The following is a 19399-nucleotide window of genomic DNA, read 5'->3' as shown; positions in this document are numbered from 1 at the left end:
GGCCTGCGATCTGCCATCCAGCCGCTGCGGGACGCGGCCCCGGATCACGGCGCGTTTCATCGCGCGGGTGCGGGGCACGGTGCATCGGCGGCGGCTCAGCTGCCGCGCCGTTCCTTCACCTCGCGCAGCCGGTCGGGGAATTTGTCGATCGTCCGGCTCAGCTCGCGCACGGTCCAGGGCTGCGGCTTGCGCAGTTTGACGCCGCCGTCCTTGCCGATCAGAACCAGCATGAACCCGCGCGGCCGCAGCGTCTTGCGCAGCGCAGACGTCACGCTTGGATCGGTATCGGTCAGCACGATGACATCGCGATCCAGCAGCGCCTCGGCGCCGTCGGTCAGCCGCTCCATCTGCTCGTGGAACCGCGGATCGGCAGGGCTGTCGGCAAAGACCACGATGGGGCGGTATACCCACAGGAGACTGTCCAGATCGACGCTGTCACCGGCGCGGATCAGCTGGGTGATCGGATCCTGCGCCAGGTTTTCTGCGGTCTGCGGCAGCTCCTGCGCGGCGCTGGCGGGGTCGGTGCCTTCGACCATCATCGTTGCGGTCTCACCGCGCGCGCCATCTGCGGCCTCGGTTGTTGCAGGCTCCTGCGCCATGGCCGGGCCGGGCAGCGCCAGCAGCAGCGCCAACGCGGCGCCCGCAGCTGGGACTGCGGGCCAAAATCGGGTTTTTCCAAAGACAAACAACTGTTTCATCGGCTCTCCTGTAGCGATGAATATATGCTCCGCCCCGCCAATTGCGATGGGCAATCCGGCTTGCCGGGCAAAAAAATCCACCCCGCACTTCGGGGCCAAAGCCGCCGTTAACCCTATTGTCAGCCTGCCCATGTCATCCTCCCGGCCTCTGCAAACCGGGCTGTCCGCCTCGCGCGGCGCCACCAACGGGACGGGACCGGCTATGGATATCATGCTGCACATCGGCGCACATCGCTGCGCTACGGGATATTTTCAGGGCTTTCTTGCCCATCATGAAACGGCGCTGCGCCGTGACGGGCTGGCGGTCTGGGGACCGGCCCAGACCCGCGACGGGCTGTTCCACGGCATCCATCCCGGCCCGGCCCCGGTAACAGGCCGTGACCTGGCAACCCGCGCCCGTGGTCGTCTGCGCCTGCGCCTCGCGACCGAGGCCGCCAGCGGCAGCACGCGGCTGCTGATCAGCGACGCCAATATGATGGGCAGTCCCAATGACCTGCTGCAACAGAGCCAGCTATATGGCAGCATCGGCGTGCGTATGGCGCGGTTCGATGCCGCCTTTGACGGGCAGGTGCGCGATGTGATGCTGAACCTGCGCAGCCCGGAGCGGTTCTGGACCTCGCTGCTGACCCGGATGGTGACCAATGGCCACCCGTTGCCCTCGGCCGCGCTGCTGGGGCGGATCGCCACCCATCCGCGCAGCTGGCGCGATGTGATCACCGATATTGCCTGCGCCATGCCCAATACCCGCATCCGGGTGCTGCCCTATGAAACCTATGGCGACCGGCCAGAGGTGCAGATGGCGCTCCTGACCGGGACGCGGCTGGCGCGGTTCACCTGTTCGGATCGGCTCAACCGCTCAGACGGGCTGCCGACCCTGCGGCATCGCCTGTCGGCAGCCGTCGCCCGCGACCTGCCGCGCGGCGAGGGCCGCTGGACCCCGTTTTCCGACATTCAATCCGCAGCGCTGCGCGAGCGCTACGCCGATGATCTGATGTGGCTGCAAGGCGGCGCGGACGGTCTGGCAGAGCTGATGCGTGACCCTGACAAACATGCGGTGGGCTCGAACCCGCCCTCATACGACCTGACAAGAGGAACTTCCGATGACGACCAAAACCGACGATTGGCGGGCTCTGGCTGAAAAAGAGCTGCGCGGACGCACGCTGGACGCGCTGACCTGGAATACGCTGGAAGGCATTGATGTAAAACCGCTTTATACTGAGGCCGACAGCAAGGATCTGCCTCATATGGGCACGCTGCCCGGCTTTGGACCCTTTACCCGGGGCGTGAAGGCCACGATGTACGCAGGCCGCCCCTGGACCATCCGCCAATATGCGGGCTTCTCCACGGCTGAGGAATCCAACGCTTTCTACCGCCGCAACCTCGCGGCCGGGCAGCAGGGCGTTTCGGTGGCCTTCGACCTTGCCACCCACCGCGGCTATGACAGCGACCACCCCCGCGTGATGGGCGATGTCGGCAAGGCCGGTGTGGCCATCGACAGCGTTGAGGATATGAAAATCCTGTTTGATGGCATCCCGCTGGATCAGGTCTCGGTCTCGATGACGATGAACGGCGCGGTGATCCCGATCCTGGCCAGCTTTATCGTCGCGGGCGAAGAGCAGGGCCATGACAAGGCGCTGCTGGCAGGCACCATTCAGAACGACATCCTGAAGGAGTTCATGGTCCGCAACACCTATATCTATCCGCCGGAACCCTCGATGCGGATCATCTCGGACATTATTGAGTACACCTCGAACGAGATGCCGAAATTCAATTCCATCTCCATTTCCGGCTATCACATGCAGGAAGCCGGCGCCAATCTGGTGCAGGAGCTGGCCTATACCCTCGCAGACGGTCGCGAATATGTCCGCGCCGCGATTGAGGCAGGCATGGATGTTGACAAATTCGCAGGCCGCCTGAGCTTCTTCTTTGCGATTGGCATGAATTTCTTCATGGAAATCGCCAAACTGCGCGCCGCCCGCACGCTCTGGCACCGGGTGATGACCGACTTTGGCGCCAAATCCGACCGCTCCAAGATGCTGCGCACCCATTGCCAGACCTCGGGCGTGTCCTTGCAGGAGCAGGATCCCTACAACAACGTGATCCGCACCGCCTATGAGGCGATGTCGGCGGTGCTGGGCGGCACGCAGTCGCTGCACACCAACGCGCTGGACGAAGCCATCGCGCTGCCCACCGATTTCTCTGCCCGCATCGCCCGCAACACCCAGCTGGTGCTGCAGGAGGAAACCGGCGTCACCAATGTGGTCGATCCGCTGGCTGGCTCCTACTATGTCGAAAGCCTCACCAATGAGCTGATCGAGAAAGCCTGGGCGCTGATGGAAGAGGTCGAGGAGATGGGCGGCATGACCAAGGCCGTGGCCTCCGGCATGCCGAAACTGCGCATCGAGGAAAGCGCGGCCCGTCGTCAGGCGATGATCGACCGGGGCGAAGAGGTGATCGTCGGGGTCAACAAATACCGCAAGGAAAAGGAAGATCCGATCGACATTCTGGATGTCGACAACGTCAAGGTGCGCGACAGCCAGATCGCCCGGCTGGAACAGATCCGCGCCAGCCGCGACAGCGCCGCCTGCGAGGCCGCGCTGGACAATCTGACCCGCGTCGCAAAGGAAGGTGGCAACCTTCTGGCCGCCGCCGTCGAAGCCGCCCGCGCGCGGGCCTCAGTCGGAGAGATCTCCATGGCAATGGAAAAGGAATTCGGCCGTCACAGCGCCGAGGTCAAGACCCTGGCCGGTGTCTATGGCGCCGCCTATGAGGGCGACGAAGGCTTTGCCGCCATTCAGAAATCCATCGAAGACTTTGCCGAGGCAGAGGGCCGTCGCCCGCGTCTTCTGGTGGTCAAGATGGGGCAGGACGGTCACGACCGGGGAGCCAAGGTGATCGCCACCGCCTTTGCCGATATCGGCTTTGACGTTGACGTCGGCCCGCTGTTCCAGACCCCGGAAGAGGCCGCACAGGACGCCATCGACAATGACGTCCATGTGGTCGGGATTTCGTCGCAGGCCGCAGGGCACAAGACGCTGGCCCCGCAGCTGGTGCAGGAGCTGAAGGCGCAGGGCGCCGAGGATATCATCGTGATTTGTGGCGGGGTGATCCCGCAGCAGGATTACCAGTTCCTCTATGACAATGGCGTCAAGGCGATCTTTGGCCCCGGCACCAATATTCCCGAAGCGGCGCAGGACATCCTGAAGCTGATCCGCCAGGGTGGGTAACCGGCGCGGCTGATCAGGACCGCCGGCATTTGCGGCCCGGCAAGGGCGGCGCTGCGGCCTGACCGCCTTGCCCATGCTCATAAGCGCTCCCGCGCCCGCGGGGGCCTTTGCCCGATGGGCAAATCCCCCCTTGCGGCCTTGGGCGCGGCAGCCAGCCTGTCCGGCTGGCTGCCGACATCGCGCGATGCCATGCCCAACGGGCGCGGGGGCGTCTGTGACGCCGACGACGACGGGCGGGAGAGCTGCTGCCTCCCATCTGTGCCCGGATGTTGGGCAGCCACCTGCCGTGACATCGCCAGTGTTGGGGGCGCCCGCACGTGGTTCCAACATTGCCGCTTGCACCCCGGCGGCGGGTGGCTAGTCTCGCCGCCATCAGCGGGGAGCATGTCATGGAACTCGATCATCTGGCCGTTTCGGCCGCGACACTGGAAGAGGCGGTTGCCCATGTGGAGGAAAGCCTCGGCGTGCCGATGCAGCCGGGCGGCAGCCATGCGGTCTTTGGCACCCACAACCGGCTTCTTGGGCTTGCTGATGGCCTCTATCTCGAGGCCATTGCCATCGACCCCGCCGCCACACCGCAGCGCAGCCCGCGCTGGTTCGATCTGGACCGCCGCCACGGCCCGGCACGGATCACCAACTGGATCTGCCGCTGCGCCGATCTCACGGCCGCGCTGACCGCAGCCCCGGAGGGCGCGGGCGAGATCGTCGATCTGCAACGGGGTGATCTCAGCTGGCAGATGGCGGTGCCGGCTGATGGCATTCTGCCGTTCGACAATATGTTCCCGGCCCTGATGCAATGGCACAGCCCCCATCCCGCCGCCGCGCTGGTCCCGCAGGGCTGCACCCTACGCCGTCTGCATCTGTCGCACCCGGACAGCACAGCACTGGCGCAGGCGCTGCCGTTTGATGATCCGCGGGTCGAGATCCACAGCGGCCCTGCCGCCTTCGAGGCCGAGTTCGACACGCCCCATGGGCGCCGGGTGCTGCGATGATCGTCCGGGCGGCCACCGCAGCGGATGCAGAGGCAATCGCCGCGATCACCAACCAGATCATCCGCGACACGCTGATCACCTTCACCACGGCGGAAAAGACCGGCGCGCAGGTCAGCGATGAGATCGCCGAGAAAGGCACCTATGTGCAGGTGGCCGAGGAGGCGGGCCAGATCCTTGGCTACATCAGCCTTGGCGGGTTTCGCAGCGGCCCCGGCTATGCCCGCACCGCTGAACATGCGATTTACCTCACCGAAGCGGCCCGTGGCAGGGGCACCGGCCGGGCGTTGATCGCCGCCATCGAGGAGGTCGCGCGCCGGGACGGCATCCACGTGCTGGTCGCAGGCATCAGCGCGCTCAATGCAGGCGGGCTTGGCTTTCACGCGGCCATGGGATTTGTCGAGGTCGGACGGATGCCGGAGGTCGGCTACAAATGGGGCCAGTGGCTGGATCTGGTGCTGATGCAGAAAATTCTCTCTCCCAAAGGGGTTGGCCCCGCTGACAGTCCGGCCAAAGCAGGCTAGGCTGGCCATATGTCACTTTGGACCCGCATCACCGAAGCGCTCGCTGCGCTGGCCTCTGGCCAGAGCCTCAGCGATGTCTTCGACAGCCTGCGCGCGCCACCGGAACGCACCGTTGCCTTTGCCATCGCGGTGATTGCGCTTGGTGCCAAAATGGCCAAGGCGGACGGGCAGGTCACCCGCGACGAGGTCACCGCCTTTCGCGAGGTGTTCCAGATCGCGGCGGAGGATGAGGCAGGTGCTGCGCGGGTGTTTGATCTCGCCCGGACCGATGTTGCGGGCTATCAGGACTATGCCGCGCGGATCCAGAAGATGTTTGCCAATGACCCGCAGACGCTGTGCGATCTGATGGAAGGACTGTTTCACATCGCCATGGCGGACGGGTTTTATCATCCCGGCGAAAACGAATTCCTGTCCGAGGTCAGCCGCATCTTCGGTCAGAGCGAGCAGCAGTTCATGGCGCTGAGGGCGCGGTTTGTTGCCGATGCGCCGCGCGATCCCTACACGGTGCTGGGGGTGACCCCAGAGATGCCGCGCGAGGAGATCCGCAAACATTGGCGCAAGCTGGTGCGAGAGACCCACCCGGATGCGATGATGGCCCGTGGCGTCCCCGAAGAGGCGGTGCGGCTGGCGGAAAAGCGGATGATCGACATCAACCGCGCCTGGGATGAAATCAACGGATGTGCGGCCCATGCGGCTCGTCACGTATAACGTCGAATGGTTCTCCTCGCTGTTTGACGCCGGGGACCGCCTGCTGATGGACGCTGGCAGTTCGGGCCGCTACGGGGTGGATCGCAGCAGTCAGACACGCGCGCTGGCGCGGGTGTTTCAACGCCTCGATGCCGATGGCATCATGGTGATCGAGGCCCCGGATACCAATGGTCGCCGCCAGACCGTGCGCGCGCTGGAACATTTCGCGCGAGAGGCCGGGCTGCGCAGCACCGAAGCGCTGATCGGTTTTGCCAATGACACCCAGCAGGAAATTGCCTTTCTCTACGATCCGCAGGTGCTGCGGGTGGCCCATACACCGGCGCAAACCACCGAGGCACCGCGTTTCGACGGTGTCTTTCACATTGATCTGGATATTGATGCCAAAAAGGATGCGGTGCGGTTTTCCAAACCGCCGCTGGAGCTGACCCTGACCACAAACGGCGGGCGCGAGGTGGCGCTGATTGGCGCGCATCTGAAATCGAAAGCGCCCCATGGCGCGCGCTCCGAAGGGCACGCGGTCAGCCTGTCGATTGCCAACCGGCGCAAACAGCTGGCACAGGCGATCTGGCTGCGCCGCCGGGTTGAGCAGCTTCTGGCCGAAGGGCGGGATGTCATCGTGATGGGCGATCTCAACGACGGGCCGGGGCTTGACGACTATGAGCAGCTGTTCAATCGCTCCTCGGTCGAGATTGTGATGGAGAGCGATCTCTATGATCCGAACGCCCAGAGCCTGCTGCAACCCCGGCTGCGGGTAATGCCCAGTACGGCACGCTTTTATGACAAGGCAAACAAACGCTATTTCAGTGCCTTGCTGGATTATGTCATGGTCTCCTCCGGGCTGCGCCAATCGGCGCAGAGCTGGCGGATCTGGCACCCTTTCGAGGATGCCGCCTGTTATGAGGACGTCGATCTGCGCGAGGCGCTGCTGGCGGCCTCCGATCACTTTCCGGTCAGCCTTGATCTCGATCTTGGGTGAAGGCCCTCAAAGGTTCACCGGCGGCACCGGGGGCTGCGCGACGCCGCCGGTGGTGGTCGCCACTTCAATCCTGACGTGTTTCGCCTATATTGACGGCAAGCAATCCCGTCCAACCCTAAAGGGGGCAATGACATGATGCCTAGGTTCCGAATGACGCCTCAGTCGATGCGCGGCCTTGCGCTTGCGGGGCTGCTGGTGCTGCCGCTGACAGCGCCGGTGGCTGCCGAAACCGCACCCGCGCCAGAGGACGAAGGCAGCAGCCTGATGCAGCGCGGGGCAGAGCTGTTCTGGGAGGGGCTGCGTCAGGAAATGGCGCCCGCGCTTGACGATCTTCAGGCGCTGGCGGATGAATTCGGGCCAAGCCTGCAAGGGTTCCTGTCGGAGATGGGGCCTGCACTGGCCGAGATTGCGGGCAAGGTCGAGGACTGGAGCGTTTATGAACGTCCCGAAATCCTGCCCAATGGCGATATCATCATTCGCCGCAAGCCGCAGCACGCTCCAGACGTGCCGCCGGGTGGATCCCCAGAGGCCAGCCCGGACACCGATCTGCCCGAAGGCACAACCGACCTGTGACGCGCTGAAGATCGGCCCAGAGCGGCAAGGGACGGTCTGACCCGATGCGGGGCAGGCGCTGCGGTTACTTGCGGATCTTCACCCGTACCTCTGCCTCCAGCGACCGGGCAAGGGAACTCAGCCGTGCCTCTGCCACCTCGCCAAACAGCGGCTCCGCCTCGGCCGGCAGTTCCAGCAGCAGGTGTTTCTTGCGCGGTTGCCAGACCAGCTTGCCGATGTTGCCATCCTTGCTGACCATCAGCATGGCGCCGAACCGCATCGCCTTGCCCAGGATCTCGGCCTCTTTCTTGCCGCGCTCGTCCAGAAGATCATAGAGATATTCAAACGCCGTCCCCTGCCGCTTGTTGCGATAGCGGTGCAGCAGCGCAAGGCCGAGAAAGATCCGTTCGGAGTGTTTCAGCCCGCCCAGATTGGCCCGTGTGGCGTTGTCGAAACAGACCTCGGCGCGATAGTCGGGATGGGCGCGCCAGCTGACGTCATGCAGCAGGCAGGCGGCTTTCACCAGCCGGGTCTTGGCATGGTCGGAGGATCTGAACAGCGGCGAGACGAATTCATACAGCGTGCGGCCGAAACCGGGGATGCGGGCATCCTTCTGCTCGGCAAAGCGGCTGGCTTCGATCAGCGGATCGCGGTCGCGCAGGCGCTGGGGCATCTGCTCATAGAGCAGCCCCTCGCGGATGCCATAGCTGGAGACGGCGATATCCTTGGGCCGAAAGGTCTTGACCAGCCGCGACAGCACATCGGCGGCATAGGGCACCAGCGACATCCGGGCGCTGGAAACACCGCAGTCGGCGCGCAGCTCTTCCAGGTCCTGGGTCTCGATATAGCGCAGGGTCTCGCGCACGGATTGGGCGCTCATGCGGTATTCATGCAGGACCCGCAGCGGGTAGCCGCGCCGCGCCATGTCGATCCGGGCAATCGCCCGCCAGCTGCCGCCGACCAGAAACAGCCGGTCGTTCTGCTGACCCATCTCGCTGCGCAGGCCCTCCATCACCTCGGTGATATGCGCCTTGCGGCCACGCCGGCCTCCCGCAACGTCGCGCAGTTTCAGCGGGCCGAGTGAGGAGGTCACCCGTTTGCCAACCTCACCGTCATGGATTTCTGCCAGCTCCATGGAGGAGCCACCGATATCGCAGACCAGACCATAGGATCCGGGCCAGCCCAGCAGCACGCCCTGCGCAGACAGGCGCGCCTCTTCCTGACCGTCGATGACCCATATCTTCAGCCCGGTTTCGCGCAGCACCTCGTCGCAGAAATCCTGCCCGTCGCTGGCATCGCGCACCGCCGCAGTGGCCACCACCGACAGCGGCGGCATGTCCATGCCTGCGGCCAGATGCTGGAACCGGCGCAGCGCCGACAGGGCGCGGATGCGCCCCTCCGGGTTCAGCCGCCCGGTCTCCGACAGGCCAGCGCCCAGGGCACACATGATTTTTTCGTTATAGAAATAGGCGGGGCTACGGGCGGCCCCGTCAAAGATCACCATCCGCACCGAGTTGGAGCCGACGTCCACCACGCCCACCCGTGACAGGGCGCGGGCGCCCGGATCGTCAAACAAGGGTCGGCCAAAAGGCCCCCAATCGGCGGTGGCAGGCTCCGGTGTCACGTGCATGTTGGCTCCGTTACGTGTCGTCAGGATGGGGGATCGGCAAAGCCGGGTCAATCGCAGGCTGCGGCAGCGCCGGACCTGTCTGCGGCATCGGCTGATGCGGTGGCGGCTGGTTTCTCCGCAGGCCGCGACGGGCTGCGCGCGGTTCGGGCAGGGCGGTCCGACATCAGCTCGACCGCCAGCACCCGCGACACCATCCGCCCTTCGGCGAGGGACAGGCGGTCCAGCTCCTCGACGATCTGCGAGGCCGCGGCAAAGGAGCGGTCCATATGCGCCACCAGATAGGGGATCACATCGGGTTTCGGGGTGATCTGCCGGTCGTTGAACAGTTTTGCCAGCACCACCGACAGCAGCGCGTCATCCGGCGGTTGCAGCTGGGCATGGGTCGCGCCTTCGACCCTGCTTTGCAGATCGGGCAGCGACATCGCCCACAGATGCGGTGCGGCCCGCCCGGTCAGCATCAGCGCATGGCCATTGGCCAGAACCAGATTGTGCAGGTGAAACAGGGCATCCTGCGCCTCGGCGTTATCGGCAATATCCGGCACGTCCTCGATGGCGATCGGGCCGTCAGCCAGATGCGGCACATCCGCCTTGGTCAGCTGCCAGGCGGGCAGGATGCGCGCGCCGGAGTTGCTGGCCCAGACATGCACCAGATGGGTCTTGCCGGAGCGTTTCGGCCCGCTCAGCACCAGCTTGCCGCCGGGCCAGGCAAAGGCGGGATCCAGCATCGCCACCGCCATCGCATTGGAGGGCGCGACAAAGAAATCGTCCCGTCCAAGCGCCGGTTTCGCCGGGAGGTCAAAGCTCAGCTGTTGTGCCATGGGTCAGGTTCAGTCCGCGTCGTGAAAGGCTTTGCCCTGGTAGAGGCGACTGTCCAGATAGCGCTCAACCAGGAACCGCGCAATCACCCCGAGTGCGGCGGCAACCGGCACCGCGATCAACATGCCGACAAAGCCGAACAGCGCGCCAAAGACCGACAGCGCCAGCAGCAGCCAGACCGGATGCAGCCCAACCGAATTGCCGACCAGCTTGGGGGTGAGCAGATTGCCCTCAACCACCTGACCGATCACGAAAATGCCTGCGACCATGCCGATCGACCACCAGTCGCCCCAGAACTGGAACAGCGCCAGCCCGATGGCCAGCGCGCCGCCGATCAGGGCGCCGAGATAGGGGATGAATGTGACCAGACCGGCGATGAACCCCACCGCAAGACCGAAGTTCAGCCCCACCAGCATCAGCGCCACTGCGTAATAGGTGCCGAGAATCAGGCAGACCGTCCCCATGCCGCGGATAAAGGAGGCCAGCACCTTGTCGATGCGCGCGGCCAGCTCGCGGATGGTGGGGGCGTGATCGCGCGGCAGCAGCTCGTCGATCCGCGCAACCATGCGATCCCAATCGACCAGAAAATAGACCGCGACCACCGGAACAATCACAAACAGCACCATGACGTTGACCAGCGAAACCGCGGAGCCGACAACGCCCTCCAGCACGCTGATCGCCTTGCTTTGCAGGGTCTGGGCGATGGACACGATGGTCTGCTGGGCACGGCTGCCCTCGTCAAACAGGGACGGGGCCTGTTTCTGGGCAAAGTCGCGCAGGTTCTTGAAGGCCTCCGGCAGCACCTGCGCGAGGTCGATCATCTGGTAGATCAGCGTCGGCACCACCACCAGCAGCAGCACCACAAACAGCAGCACCGCCGCAACGGTGATGGTTGCGGTGGCCGCCGTGCGGCTGAGCCCCGCCGCTTCCAGCCGGTCGGCAATCGGATCAAGGAGATAGGCAATCGCGGCGCCCAGGACAAACGGCAGCAGGACATCGCCCAGTGCCCACATGGTCACCGCAAAGACGACAGCGGCAATGCCCCAGTATTTCAATTGCTTCTGTGCCGGAAGTGCCATGTGTTGCGTCCTGCTCTCAGCCTGATCCTAGGGGCCTGTTTGGGCAGAAGTCTTCGCCCATGCGCCCCGTCGATGCAACCCCAATGACCCGCCGCCGGTTCCCGCAGGGGGGCGGTCAGGTCATCCGCCCGGTCAGCCACGTGCCGAAACGCAAAGCACGATTGCCTGAGGCGCGTCGATGGCTTAGACCGCTTGCGAACCCAGATTGATAAATGAGACCGCCATGCGCCTGTCCCGCTATTTTCTTCCCGTGCTGAAGGAGACCCCCTCCGAAGCCCAGATCGTCAGCCACCGCTACATGCTGCGCGCCGGCATGATCAAACAGTCCTCTGCCGGGATCTATTCCTGGCTGCCCTTGGGCTTCAAGGTGCTGAAAAAGATCGAAACCATCGTCCATGAAGAGCAGATGCGCGCGGGTCATATCCCGATGCTGATGCCGACGCTGCAATCGGCGGATCTGTGGAAGGAATCGGGGCGCTATGATGACTATGGTCAGGAAATGCTGCGGATCTCCGATCGCCATGGCCGCGACATGCTCTATGGTCCCACCAACGAAGAGCTGATCACCGATATCTTCCGCAGCCATGTCGGCAGCTACAAGGATCTGCCGCTGACGCTCTACCACATCCAGTGGAAATTCCGCGACGAGATCCGCCCGCGGTTCGGTGTCATGCGGGGCCGCGAATTCTACATGAAGGACGGCTATAACTTCGACCTGACCAAAGAGGACGCGCTGCACGCCTATAACCGTCATCTGGTCAGCTATCTGCGCAGCTACGAGCGTATGGGGCTTCAGGCGATCCCGATGCGCGCCGATGGCGGGCCGATTGGCGGCGATTATACCCATGAATTCCTGGTTCTGGCCGAGACCGGCGAGAGCGAGGTGTTCTATGACAGCGCAGTCACCGATCTGACCTTTGGCGATCGCGAAATTGATTACGACAGCGTCGAGCAGTGTCAGGGCGTGCTGGAGGAGTTTACCTCGAAATATGCCCGCACCGATGAAACCCATGACGAGGCGCTGTTCAACGAGGTGCCGGAAGACCGTCGCCGGGTTGCGCGAGGGATCGAGGTTGGCCAGATCTTCTACTTTGGTACCAAATATTCCGAAGCGATGGGTGCCAATGTGCAAGGCCCCGATGGCAAGCAGTCGCCGGTCCATATGGGCTCGCACGGGATCGGCGTTTCGCGTCTCCTTGGCGCCATCATCGAGGCCAGCCACGACGAAAAGGGCATCATCTGGCCCGAAGGTGTGACGCCGTTCCACTGCGGGATCGTGAACCTCAAACAGGGCGACGAAGAAGCCGACGCCGCCTGCGAGAGCCTTTATGACGCGCTGACAGCTGTCGGGCTGGAGCCGCTATATGATGATCGCAAGGAACGGGCAGGCGGTAAATTCGCCACCATGGACCTGATCGGTCTGCCCTGGCGCATCACCGTCGGCCCGCGTGGTCTGAAGAACGGCGTGGTCGAACTCACCTCGCGCCGCAGCGGCGAAAGCGAGGAACTCTCGCCCGAGGCGGCAGTGCAGAAGATCGTGGAGATCTATGCCGCCCACCGGACCGGCCGGGGCTTCTGAAGCGGCGCATAACCCGCGACATGCCCTTATGGAACGATCAGCACGGTCCGCGCCCCATTGGTGCGGACCGTTTGCGTCTGGGCCTGGAATTTTGCCAAAAAACCCAGCGCCCGGCCGATGGCGGTGGATTGGTGTCATCGCCGGGGAATGCTGCCGGGGCGGAAACCAGATCTTGACCTTGGGCCGTGGGCAGCACAGGTTGCGCTGAACTTTGCCCGGCAGGATCATTATGGCCACACCACTCCCTTTTTCCCGTTTTGAATGGCTGATCGCCTGGCGTTATCTGCGGGCGCGCCGGGCCGAGGGGGGCGTCAGTGTGATGACCTGGATCAGCCTCATCGGCATTGCGCTGGCGGTGTTTGCACTGATCGCCACATTGGCAGTGCGCACCGGGTTCCGCTCGGAATTTGTCGGCACCATTCTGGGGGCCAATGCGCATGTGACGCTCTATTCACATGGCACGGTGACCGAACAGGGCCAGCTGGACCGCAGGCTGACAGAGTATGACGCCCTGGCCGAGGCCGCCGCCGCGGTGCCCGGCGTGATCCGCAGCGCGCCGCTGATCAAGGGACAGGTGATGGCAAGCCTGCGCCAGCGCAGCGCCGGGGTTGAGGTCTTTGGCATCTCGGCGGCCAACATCGCCAGCCTGCCGGGGATTGCCCAGAGCGAGGCGGCGATTGGTGACCTGTCGCGGTTTGACGAAGGCGTGGCGCTGGGATCTGGCGTGGCCCGTGAACTGGGCGTGAGCGTCGGCGACCGGATCAAGCTGATTTCCCCCGATGGGGTCAAGACCGCCTTTGGCACCAGCCCGCGCGTCAATGCCTATGAGGTGGTCTATATCTTCACCGCCGGGCGCTATGACATCGACCGCACCCGGCTTTACATGCCTTTTGCCGAGGCGCAGAGCTATTTCAACCGCGAAGGCTTTGCCGATGAAATCGAGGTGATGGTGGAGGATCCCGAAACCGTCGACCGTCTGGTGCTGCCGCTGTTGCAGGCCGGGGATGAGGTTGCCCCGGGCATCGGCGTCTGGACCTGGCGCGATGCCTCGGGTGGCTTCCTGCGTGCGCTGGAGGTCGAGGACAATGTGATGTTCATCATCCTGTCGATCCTGGTGCTGATTGCCACGATGAATATCGTCTCCGGGCTGATCATGCTGGTCAAGAACAAGGGCCGCGATATCGGCATCCTGCGCACCATTGGCCTCAGCGAAGGGTCGGTGATGCGGGTGTTTTTCCTCTGTGGGGCCTGCACCGGCGTGATCGGCACTGTGCTTGGGGTCATTCTGGGCTGTCTATTCGCGATCTACATTGATCCGATTTTCTCCTTTGTGAACTATGTGATGGGGGGCGGGGTCTGGGATCCGGCGATCCGGGGCATCTATGCGCTGCCCGCCGAGCTGCGGCTGGCGGATGTGCTGTCGGCGGTGGCGCTGTCGCTGACCTTGTCCTTTGTCATCACCATTTTCCCGGCACGGCGCGCGGCGCGGATGAACCCGGTGGAGGCGCTGCGCTATGAATAACCCCGAAACGCAGACAGGCGCGCAATCTGCCGTATTGCAGCTGAGCCAGGTCGGCAAATCCTACAACCACGGCCTGCCAACGCAGGTGGATGTGCTGACTGGCATTGATCTGACGGTGAAGCCCGGAGAGATCGTGGCGCTGGTGGCGCCCTCTGGCGCCGGCAAATCCACGCTGCTGCATACGGCCGGCCTGCTGGACACGCCCGATCGCGGCACGGTGCGGATTGGCGGGCAGGATCTGACCGGCAAATCCGAGCGGCGGCGTACGGCGGTGCGGCGGCAGGATGTGGGGTTTGTCTACCAGTTCCATCATCTGCTGGCGGAGTTCACCGCGCTGGAAAACATCGTGTTGCCGCAGCTGGCCAATGGCATCAGCCAGGCCAAGGCAGAGGCGCGGGCGCAGGATCTGCTGGCGCGGGTCGGGTTGAGCGACCGCGCCGGGCACCGCCCTGCGGCGATGTCGGGCGGCGAGCAGCAGCGGGTGGCGTTTTGCCGGGCGCTGGCCAACGGGCCGCGTCTGCTTCTGGCGGATGAGCCGACAGGCAACCTCGATCCCGCTACCGCCGATCAGGTCTTTGCGGTGCTGATGGAGCTGGTGGCCGAGACCGGCATGGCGGCGCTGATTGCCACCCATAATCTGGAGCTGGCAGAGCGCATGGACCGGGTGGTGCGGTTGGACGGCGGGCAGCTCCATCCGGGGCTCTGAGCCGCATCGGTCAGGCGCAGATACCGCCCAGCTCGGCGCCTTTCCACGGCAGGTAGACATCGCTTTCGCGGCTTTGCGGCAGGTCTGAGACGGGCATCGCCGCCTTCAGCATTCCATGCAGCCGCTTGGTGCGCGCGCCGGTTGGGTCCAGCGCGCGGCAGCAGACGTATTCTTCGACAATCGCGCCCTGCTGTTCATAGGCAAAGTCGATGAAGCGGTCGTCGCCTTTCAGATCAAACAGATAGGGATCATCCGTCGCCCGGTGTTCGGCAGCGGCGCGCAGCGGGTGATAGCCGGTCTTGGCGCGTTGCTGCCATTGCCAGACATGGGTCGCTTCATGGGCCAGCAGCATCGCCTCCACCAGATAAAGCCGCTCGGGGTAGGCGGGCATGTAGTCGTCGATATACCAGTCGCGCACGAAGAAGATGCGGTTGAACAGCGCCAGTGCGGCGGGGGAAGAGGTGACGATCTCATCTTTTACGGGCGGCAGGATGCGTTCGCGGCAGGTCACGCGGGGGCGTGGCTTGCGGCGAAATGTGACCTGCGAGAGTGGCGCGCCCTTGACGATGCGCAGGCGGCTCATATCCAGTTCGGGCCCGTGAATACGGCTGAGGAACTGCTGTTCGCCTTCGGACAGCGGACGCCCGCAGGACAGCAGGGCAAGACACCCCAGGACAAGACAGAACCGCGCGATCATGGACCCACCCTAGGACAAGTTGCGCCGGGGTGGGAACTGGTTTTGCGAGCTTTGTTGCGTGGTCAGCTGGCAGCGCGGCGCAGGTCCACGAAGGTCTCGTTATAGCAGGCGCCATCTTCGGTATCGGTGCGGATATCGGCGGGAATCAGCGCATTCACGGTCAGACCCGTGGCGCTGCTGGCGCGCCAGGTGCCCTTGGGGCTGTAGAGCACGCCGGGACGGGTGGCATCGCTGATTTTCAGCCGCAGGGTGACGGTGGCCCGATCGTTGAAGACCTCCAGCAGATCGCCATCGGTCAGCTCACGGCTGGCGGCATCCTTTGGGTGCATTTCGAGCATTTCGGCCCCATCTGAGGGTGGCTGATCGCCAAAGGTGGCATTGGTGCGTTTCGCCGAGGACGGCGTGATCAGCACAAAGGGGGCGCTGCGCGGCACCGGATCATAACGCGGTACGCCAAAGCCGTAGCGGCTCTCGTAGTCCTCGCTGAACAGCTCGATCTTGCCCGAGGCGGTGGCCGGCGCAACCGTATCACAAAGGATCGGTGCGGCGCCCTCGGCAGCGGTGATTTCCAGCGCCCGGTCGAGGGGGATTTCACTGGGGCGGTGGCCCTGAAGCTGCGGATGATTGCCGTCCAGCGCCTGATCCATCAGCTCGGCATCGCTGGCCTGAAACAGCGGGTCGTTATAGCCGAACCGCGCGGCCAGACGGCGGAAAATCTCGGTATTGGGCAGGCTGTCGCCCACCAGTGGGATCACCGGGGCGGCACGCTGGATGAAGTTCTGGCCATAAGCACCATAGACATCGTCATATTCAAAATGGCTGGCGGCAGGCAGGATCACATCGCACATCCGCATGGAATCGGTCATCGCCACATCGCAGCCCGCGATAAAGATATCCTCCTGACTGAGCGCTTCGATCAGGCGGGCCTGATCGGGGTGGGTGGCGACCGGGTTGTGATTGTAGATCATCACCGCCTTGACCGGGATGCGCATATCGCGATCCAGCAGTTTGCGCGCCACATCGACGATGTTGAAAACCCGTGTGTCCGGGTCGATCAGGTGGCTGGCCTGCAAGCGGTCCTGTGTTTTGGGGGCGGCGAGGCCGGGTTTGGCCAGCACCCCGGCACCCAGCCGCCCGTGATGGCCGGTCAGCGCCTGGAGCGCCATGGCCGCCCGCAGGCCGGAGCCGCCGGAGCGTCCGCGCTCGATCCCGTTGCCGAGCGAGGTGGACATGCAGCGGGCCTGTGCGATCCAATCCGCCAGCTGGTGGAACTGCGCCAGCGGGATGCCGCAGACCTCGGCCGCCTGATCGGGGGTATAGCTGCGGGCAGCCTTCAGGTATGGTTCTGATCCGGTGGTCCATTGGGCGATGAAGTCATGATCCAGCGCGCCGCGCCGCTCCAGCTCAGCCGCCAGCGCCATTGCCAGCACCACATCGGTGCCCGGCACCGGTTGCAGATGCAGGTCGCAGTGTTCGGCAATCTTGGTGCGTTTGGGGTCGATCACCACCAGCCGTGCGCCCTTGGTGCGGGCCTGTTTCAGCAGCGGCGCCATATGCAGGTTGGAAACCGTAATGTTATTGCCCCAGACCAGCACCAGATCCGAATGCAGCAGCTGCTGTGGCGGCATGCCGGGAGCGGGGCCGAACAGGCTCTCATAGGCGCCACCGCGCACCCCGCCGCAGAGCGGCCCCCGGTTCAGCCGGGTTGCGCCCATGTGGTAGAAAAATCGCCGGTCCATCGACCCGCCGGCCAGCTCGCCGTGGGGGCCTGCGTAGTTGAAGGGCAGCACCGATTGCGCGCCGTGGGCGGTGATTGCGCGCATGAACCCGGCGTGGATCAGGTCCAGCGCCTGCTCCCAGCTGATCGGCTCATAGCTGCCGCTGCCGCGCGGGCCGCTGCGGCGCAGCGGCTGGGTCAGCCGGTTGGGACCATGCACGAAGCCTGCAAAACTGCGCGCCACCTTGTTGCAGATCACCGCGTCGGTCAGCGGATTGGCGTGTGATCCGCGCACCGCCGTGATCTCGCCATCCGTGACACTGACGCTGAGGCTGCAGGTGTCGGGGCAATCCAGCGGGCAGACGCTGGGCAACTGGGTGGTCGGGCTATCGGCAGGGGCGTTGTCGCGCATGGCTGGGCTCGCAAATCTGAAAGGGTCTGTCGCGGTCAGCCTAGCCTGGAATGTGACCTTGTCGAAATGGCCAGTTCGGTGAGTTTTGATAAGGCCAGGACCTAGCGCAGATCCACCACAGATTTGCCCAGCCGGAACGGCGCGGCAAAGGCCACCATGCAGAGCGCGAGGATCTGCAACACCAGAATATGTGCGTTGTCCTGAAGATATTCCCATTCGCTCTTGAGCTGGGTGATCTGCCCGATCAGCGCGTCATAGGCGCGGGCCAGGATGAGAAAATCGCCCGCAATGGTCGGCACCTTGCGGCGCAGGGTGTCGACGGCGGCTTCGGTCGGGGCATCCAGCGCGGTAAAAACGGTGAAGGCCGCGGGATCGAATGCATCCGCCTTGGCGGCCATTTCCATCATCTCAGGCGTGTGCTCGGCGCGGCCAAAGATCAGCCGCAGCCCCTGCAGCGGGGTGACCTGATCGGTGACGGCGATGAACAGCGGCAGCTCGGCATTGCCCGCGGTGGAGGCGGAGAGAAACTCGATCTTGTCGCAGAGCGTGGCGATATCGCTGTCATAGGCTGGATCGCAGAAGCGCAGGCGAAAGCGCGCGGCGTCGCGGTCAAAAGAGGCGGTGGCGGCATAGGCGATGTCGATCTGCCGTTCCAGCCGCCCGGTGTCGGCCTTGTAGATGCCCGCCAGCACAGCGACCAGCGCGCCGATACCGCCGAGCACCACCCAGCCCAGATCCGCCAGCCGCCAGACCCGGTGTCCTGCTGGATGGCGAAACAGCAGCGCGGTGCCGAGGCTGCCCGCGCCGAAACACAGGAGGATCAGCAGCAGCTGATTGTCGGCGATGGTCATCATGGCGGCGGCTCCTGCGGGTGGGTCCGGGGTGGGCTGGCTCAGGGGAAGTGTAGAAAGACCAGCGCCTTGCAGGCAAGCGCTATCACCGCGCGGCCGGTGATGCCCAGTGGCGCGGTGGGGGATGTCCTGATTGTGATGTCACCCGCGTGGTGGGGAACGGGTCGGTGCTGCGGGCAGCAAAGAGCAGGCGGCGCCGCCAAGGGCCCAATGTCTCCACTGGGGCCAGAGGCGGAGGGTGGGATGGGGATTGCCCATCTTCGCGAGATATCTGCGAACCGCCCCGGTTGCTGGCCGTGGCGTCCGATCTCCAGGTGGTGAGGCGGGGTGTCAGTCCGCCCCGGATGTCGCGACGGGATCAGTCTGGCAGATCGGGTTTAAGCGAAGGTGGAAGGGGCGTGCGGTGGTCCGGGGGCTGGCGCAACGGGGGTACGAGCCACCTTGACCGGGCCGCGTGCCAGCCCCCGGCAGGCGCAGACCTATAGGCGGGATGCCTCCCGCCTCTCGGCGGCAAAGCCGCCTGCCGGGCAGGGGGCGGGAGTATTTGGGGAAGGTGAAGGAGCTGACGGTGTGCCCCTTTGGGACGTGGGGCGCCAGCCGCACGGCCCGCGCCTGACCTTCCCCCCGGGAAGGCGCTTCACGCCTCCCCAAGGTCAAGCGCGGGCCTTGTGGTGCGGGGAGGGCGTTAGTAGATACATTGTTTTGGAAGGCTTAGG

17 protein-coding genes are annotated in these 19399 nt (G+C 64.5%); 10 read left to right on the top strand and 7 right to left on the bottom strand.

All coding sequences use genetic code 11. The features are described 5' to 3' along the window. Positions 1-95: 95 nt before the first annotated feature. Entirely contained in the window at positions 96-698 is a 603-nt protein-coding gene (locus WLQ66_RS18805) for a DUF4174 domain-containing protein (protein WP_374015580.1), read from the bottom strand. Positions 699-900: 202 nt separating this feature from the next. Between WLQ66_RS18805 and WLQ66_RS09260 the strand changes: the two genes are divergently transcribed. From WLQ66_RS09260 to WLQ66_RS09230, 7 genes are all read left to right on the top strand, one after another. Beyond that, positions 901-1836 carry a hypothetical protein gene (locus tag WLQ66_RS09260; protein WP_340546032.1) on the top strand — a complete coding sequence of 312 codons (936 nt, stop codon included), beginning with the start codon at positions 901-903 and terminating at the stop codon, positions 1834-1836. After that, positions 1799-3925: a methylmalonyl-CoA mutase gene (scpA, locus tag WLQ66_RS09255; protein ID WP_340546031.1), complete on the top strand. Its 2127-nt coding sequence runs from the start codon at positions 1799-1801 to the stop codon at positions 3923-3925. The genes WLQ66_RS09260 and scpA overlap by 38 nt, the downstream gene beginning before the upstream one ends. A gap of 389 nt (positions 3926-4314) precedes the next feature. Further along, positions 4315-4917 carry a VOC family protein gene (locus WLQ66_RS09250; protein ID WP_340546030.1) on the top strand — a complete coding sequence of 201 codons (603 nt, stop codon included), beginning with the start codon at positions 4315-4317 and terminating at the stop codon, positions 4915-4917. Further along, positions 4914-5438: a GNAT family N-acetyltransferase gene (locus WLQ66_RS09245; RefSeq protein WP_340546029.1), complete on the top strand. Its 525-nt coding sequence runs from the start codon at positions 4914-4916 to the stop codon at positions 5436-5438. The genes WLQ66_RS09250 and WLQ66_RS09245 overlap by 4 nt, the downstream gene beginning before the upstream one ends. A 9-nt stretch (positions 5439-5447) precedes the next feature. After that, a complete protein-coding gene (locus WLQ66_RS09240) occupies positions 5448-6146 on the top strand; it encodes a TerB family tellurite resistance protein (protein ID WP_340546028.1) in 699 nt (232 codons plus the stop codon). Beyond that, on the top strand, positions 6127-7122 hold the full coding sequence (locus WLQ66_RS09235; protein WP_340546027.1) for an endonuclease/exonuclease/phosphatase family protein: 996 nt from the start codon (positions 6127-6129) through the stop codon (positions 7120-7122). The genes WLQ66_RS09240 and WLQ66_RS09235 overlap by 20 nt, the downstream gene beginning before the upstream one ends. A 132-nt stretch (positions 7123-7254) precedes the next feature. Then, entirely contained in the window at positions 7255-7695 is a 441-nt protein-coding gene (locus WLQ66_RS09230; RefSeq protein WP_340546026.1) for a hypothetical protein, read from the top strand. A gap of 64 nt (positions 7696-7759) precedes the next feature. Here the strand turns inward: WLQ66_RS09230 and WLQ66_RS09225 are convergent, their stop codons facing one another. The 3 genes from WLQ66_RS09225 to WLQ66_RS09215 are packed head-to-tail and all read right to left on the bottom strand — an operon-like array spanning position 7760 to position 11199. Then, entirely contained in the window at positions 7760-9304 is a 1545-nt protein-coding gene (locus WLQ66_RS09225; protein WP_340546025.1) for a Ppx/GppA family phosphatase, read from the bottom strand. Positions 9305-9351: 47 nt separating this feature from the next. After that, the gene (locus WLQ66_RS09220) at positions 9352-10122 is read right to left on the bottom strand and encodes a P-loop NTPase family protein (RefSeq protein WP_340546024.1); all 771 of its coding nucleotides are present in this window, start codon (positions 10120-10122) and stop codon (positions 9352-9354) included. A gap of 9 nt (positions 10123-10131) precedes the next feature. Continuing rightward, entirely contained in the window at positions 10132-11199 is a 1068-nt protein-coding gene (locus tag WLQ66_RS09215) for an AI-2E family transporter (RefSeq protein ID WP_340546023.1), read from the bottom strand. Between the two features lie 223 nt (positions 11200-11422). Here WLQ66_RS09215 and proS point away from each other — a divergent pair, with 223 nt between their 5' ends. From proS to WLQ66_RS09200, 3 genes are all read left to right on the top strand, one after another. After that, positions 11423-12778, top strand: coding sequence for a proline--tRNA ligase (gene proS / locus WLQ66_RS09210; RefSeq protein WP_340546022.1), 1356 nt, complete (start codon positions 11423-11425; stop codon positions 12776-12778). A gap of 229 nt (positions 12779-13007) precedes the next feature. Then, entirely contained in the window at positions 13008-14300 is a 1293-nt protein-coding gene (locus WLQ66_RS09205) for a lipoprotein-releasing ABC transporter permease subunit (protein WP_340546021.1), read from the top strand. Then, entirely contained in the window at positions 14293-15006 is a 714-nt protein-coding gene (locus WLQ66_RS09200; protein ID WP_340546020.1) for an ABC transporter ATP-binding protein, read from the top strand. Before WLQ66_RS09205 ends, WLQ66_RS09200 begins: the two co-directional genes overlap by 8 nt. A 10-nt stretch (positions 15007-15016) precedes the next feature. On the opposite strand, the gene WLQ66_RS09195 is transcribed toward WLQ66_RS09200, so the two are convergent. The 3 genes from WLQ66_RS09195 to WLQ66_RS09185 form a co-directional block, all read right to left on the bottom strand. After that, positions 15017-15703 (bottom strand): hypothetical protein, encoded by a 687-nt coding sequence (locus WLQ66_RS09195; protein WP_340546019.1) that lies wholly within the window; start codon positions 15701-15703, stop codon positions 15017-15019. 62 nt (positions 15704-15765) lie between these two features. Further along, positions 15766-17832 (bottom strand): molybdopterin-dependent oxidoreductase, encoded by a 2067-nt coding sequence (locus WLQ66_RS09190; protein WP_340546018.1) that lies wholly within the window; start codon positions 17830-17832, stop codon positions 15766-15768. A gap of 101 nt (positions 17833-17933) precedes the next feature. Beyond that, on the bottom strand, positions 17934-18686 hold the full coding sequence (locus WLQ66_RS09185) for a hypothetical protein (RefSeq protein ID WP_340546017.1): 753 nt from the start codon (positions 18684-18686) through the stop codon (positions 17934-17936). Positions 18687-19399 lie beyond the last annotated feature (713 nt).

Origin of the sequence: Phaeobacter sp. A36a-5a (genome assembly GCF_037911135.1) — a bacterium.
Lineage (GTDB): Bacteria > Pseudomonadota > Alphaproteobacteria > Rhodobacterales > Rhodobacteraceae > Phaeobacter > Phaeobacter bryozoorum.
The sequence above is the reverse complement of the archived record's forward strand: the minus strand, read 5'-3'. Positions and strand labels throughout refer to the sequence as shown.

What these genes read in the sequence shown, in the direction of transcription:
- WLQ66_RS09250 (WP_340546030.1), top strand. Translation starts at nt 4,315, where the DNA reads ATGGAACTCGATCATCTGGCCGTTTCGGCCGCGACACTGGAAGAGGCG.
- WLQ66_RS09220 (WP_340546024.1), bottom strand. Translation starts at nt 10,122, where the DNA reads ATGGCACAACAGCTGAGCTTTGACCTCCCGGCGAAACCGGCGCTTGGA.
- WLQ66_RS09185 (WP_340546017.1), bottom strand. Translation starts at nt 18,686, where the DNA reads ATGATGACCATCGCCGACAATCAGCTGCTGCTGATCCTCCTGTGTTTC.
- WLQ66_RS09225 (WP_340546025.1), bottom strand. Translation starts at nt 9,304, where the DNA reads ATGCACGTGACACCGGAGCCTGCCACCGCCGATTGGGGGCCTTTTGGC.
- WLQ66_RS09240 (WP_340546028.1), top strand. Translation starts at nt 5,448, where the DNA reads ATGTCACTTTGGACCCGCATCACCGAAGCGCTCGCTGCGCTGGCCTCT.
- WLQ66_RS09215 (WP_340546023.1), bottom strand. Translation starts at nt 11,199, where the DNA reads ATGGCACTTCCGGCACAGAAGCAATTGAAATACTGGGGCATTGCCGCT.
- WLQ66_RS09230 (WP_340546026.1), top strand. Translation starts at nt 7,255, where the DNA reads ATGATGCCTAGGTTCCGAATGACGCCTCAGTCGATGCGCGGCCTTGCG.
- WLQ66_RS18805 (WP_374015580.1), bottom strand. Translation starts at nt 698, where the DNA reads ATGAAACAGTTGTTTGTCTTTGGAAAAACCCGATTTTGGCCCGCAGTC.
- WLQ66_RS09260 (WP_340546032.1), top strand. Translation starts at nt 901, where the DNA reads ATGGATATCATGCTGCACATCGGCGCACATCGCTGCGCTACGGGATAT.
- WLQ66_RS09205 (WP_340546021.1), top strand. Translation starts at nt 13,008, where the DNA reads ATGGCCACACCACTCCCTTTTTCCCGTTTTGAATGGCTGATCGCCTGG.
- proS (WP_340546022.1), top strand. Translation starts at nt 11,423, where the DNA reads ATGCGCCTGTCCCGCTATTTTCTTCCCGTGCTGAAGGAGACCCCCTCC.
- WLQ66_RS09235 (WP_340546027.1), top strand. Translation starts at nt 6,127, where the DNA reads ATGCGGCTCGTCACGTATAACGTCGAATGGTTCTCCTCGCTGTTTGAC.
- WLQ66_RS09190 (WP_340546018.1), bottom strand. Translation starts at nt 17,832, where the DNA reads ATGCGCGACAACGCCCCTGCCGATAGCCCGACCACCCAGTTGCCCAGC.
- WLQ66_RS09200 (WP_340546020.1), top strand. Translation starts at nt 14,293, where the DNA reads ATGAATAACCCCGAAACGCAGACAGGCGCGCAATCTGCCGTATTGCAG.
- WLQ66_RS09245 (WP_340546029.1), top strand. Translation starts at nt 4,914, where the DNA reads ATGATCGTCCGGGCGGCCACCGCAGCGGATGCAGAGGCAATCGCCGCG.
- WLQ66_RS09195 (WP_340546019.1), bottom strand. Translation starts at nt 15,703, where the DNA reads ATGATCGCGCGGTTCTGTCTTGTCCTGGGGTGTCTTGCCCTGCTGTCC.
- scpA (WP_340546031.1), top strand. Translation starts at nt 1,799, where the DNA reads ATGACGACCAAAACCGACGATTGGCGGGCTCTGGCTGAAAAAGAGCTG.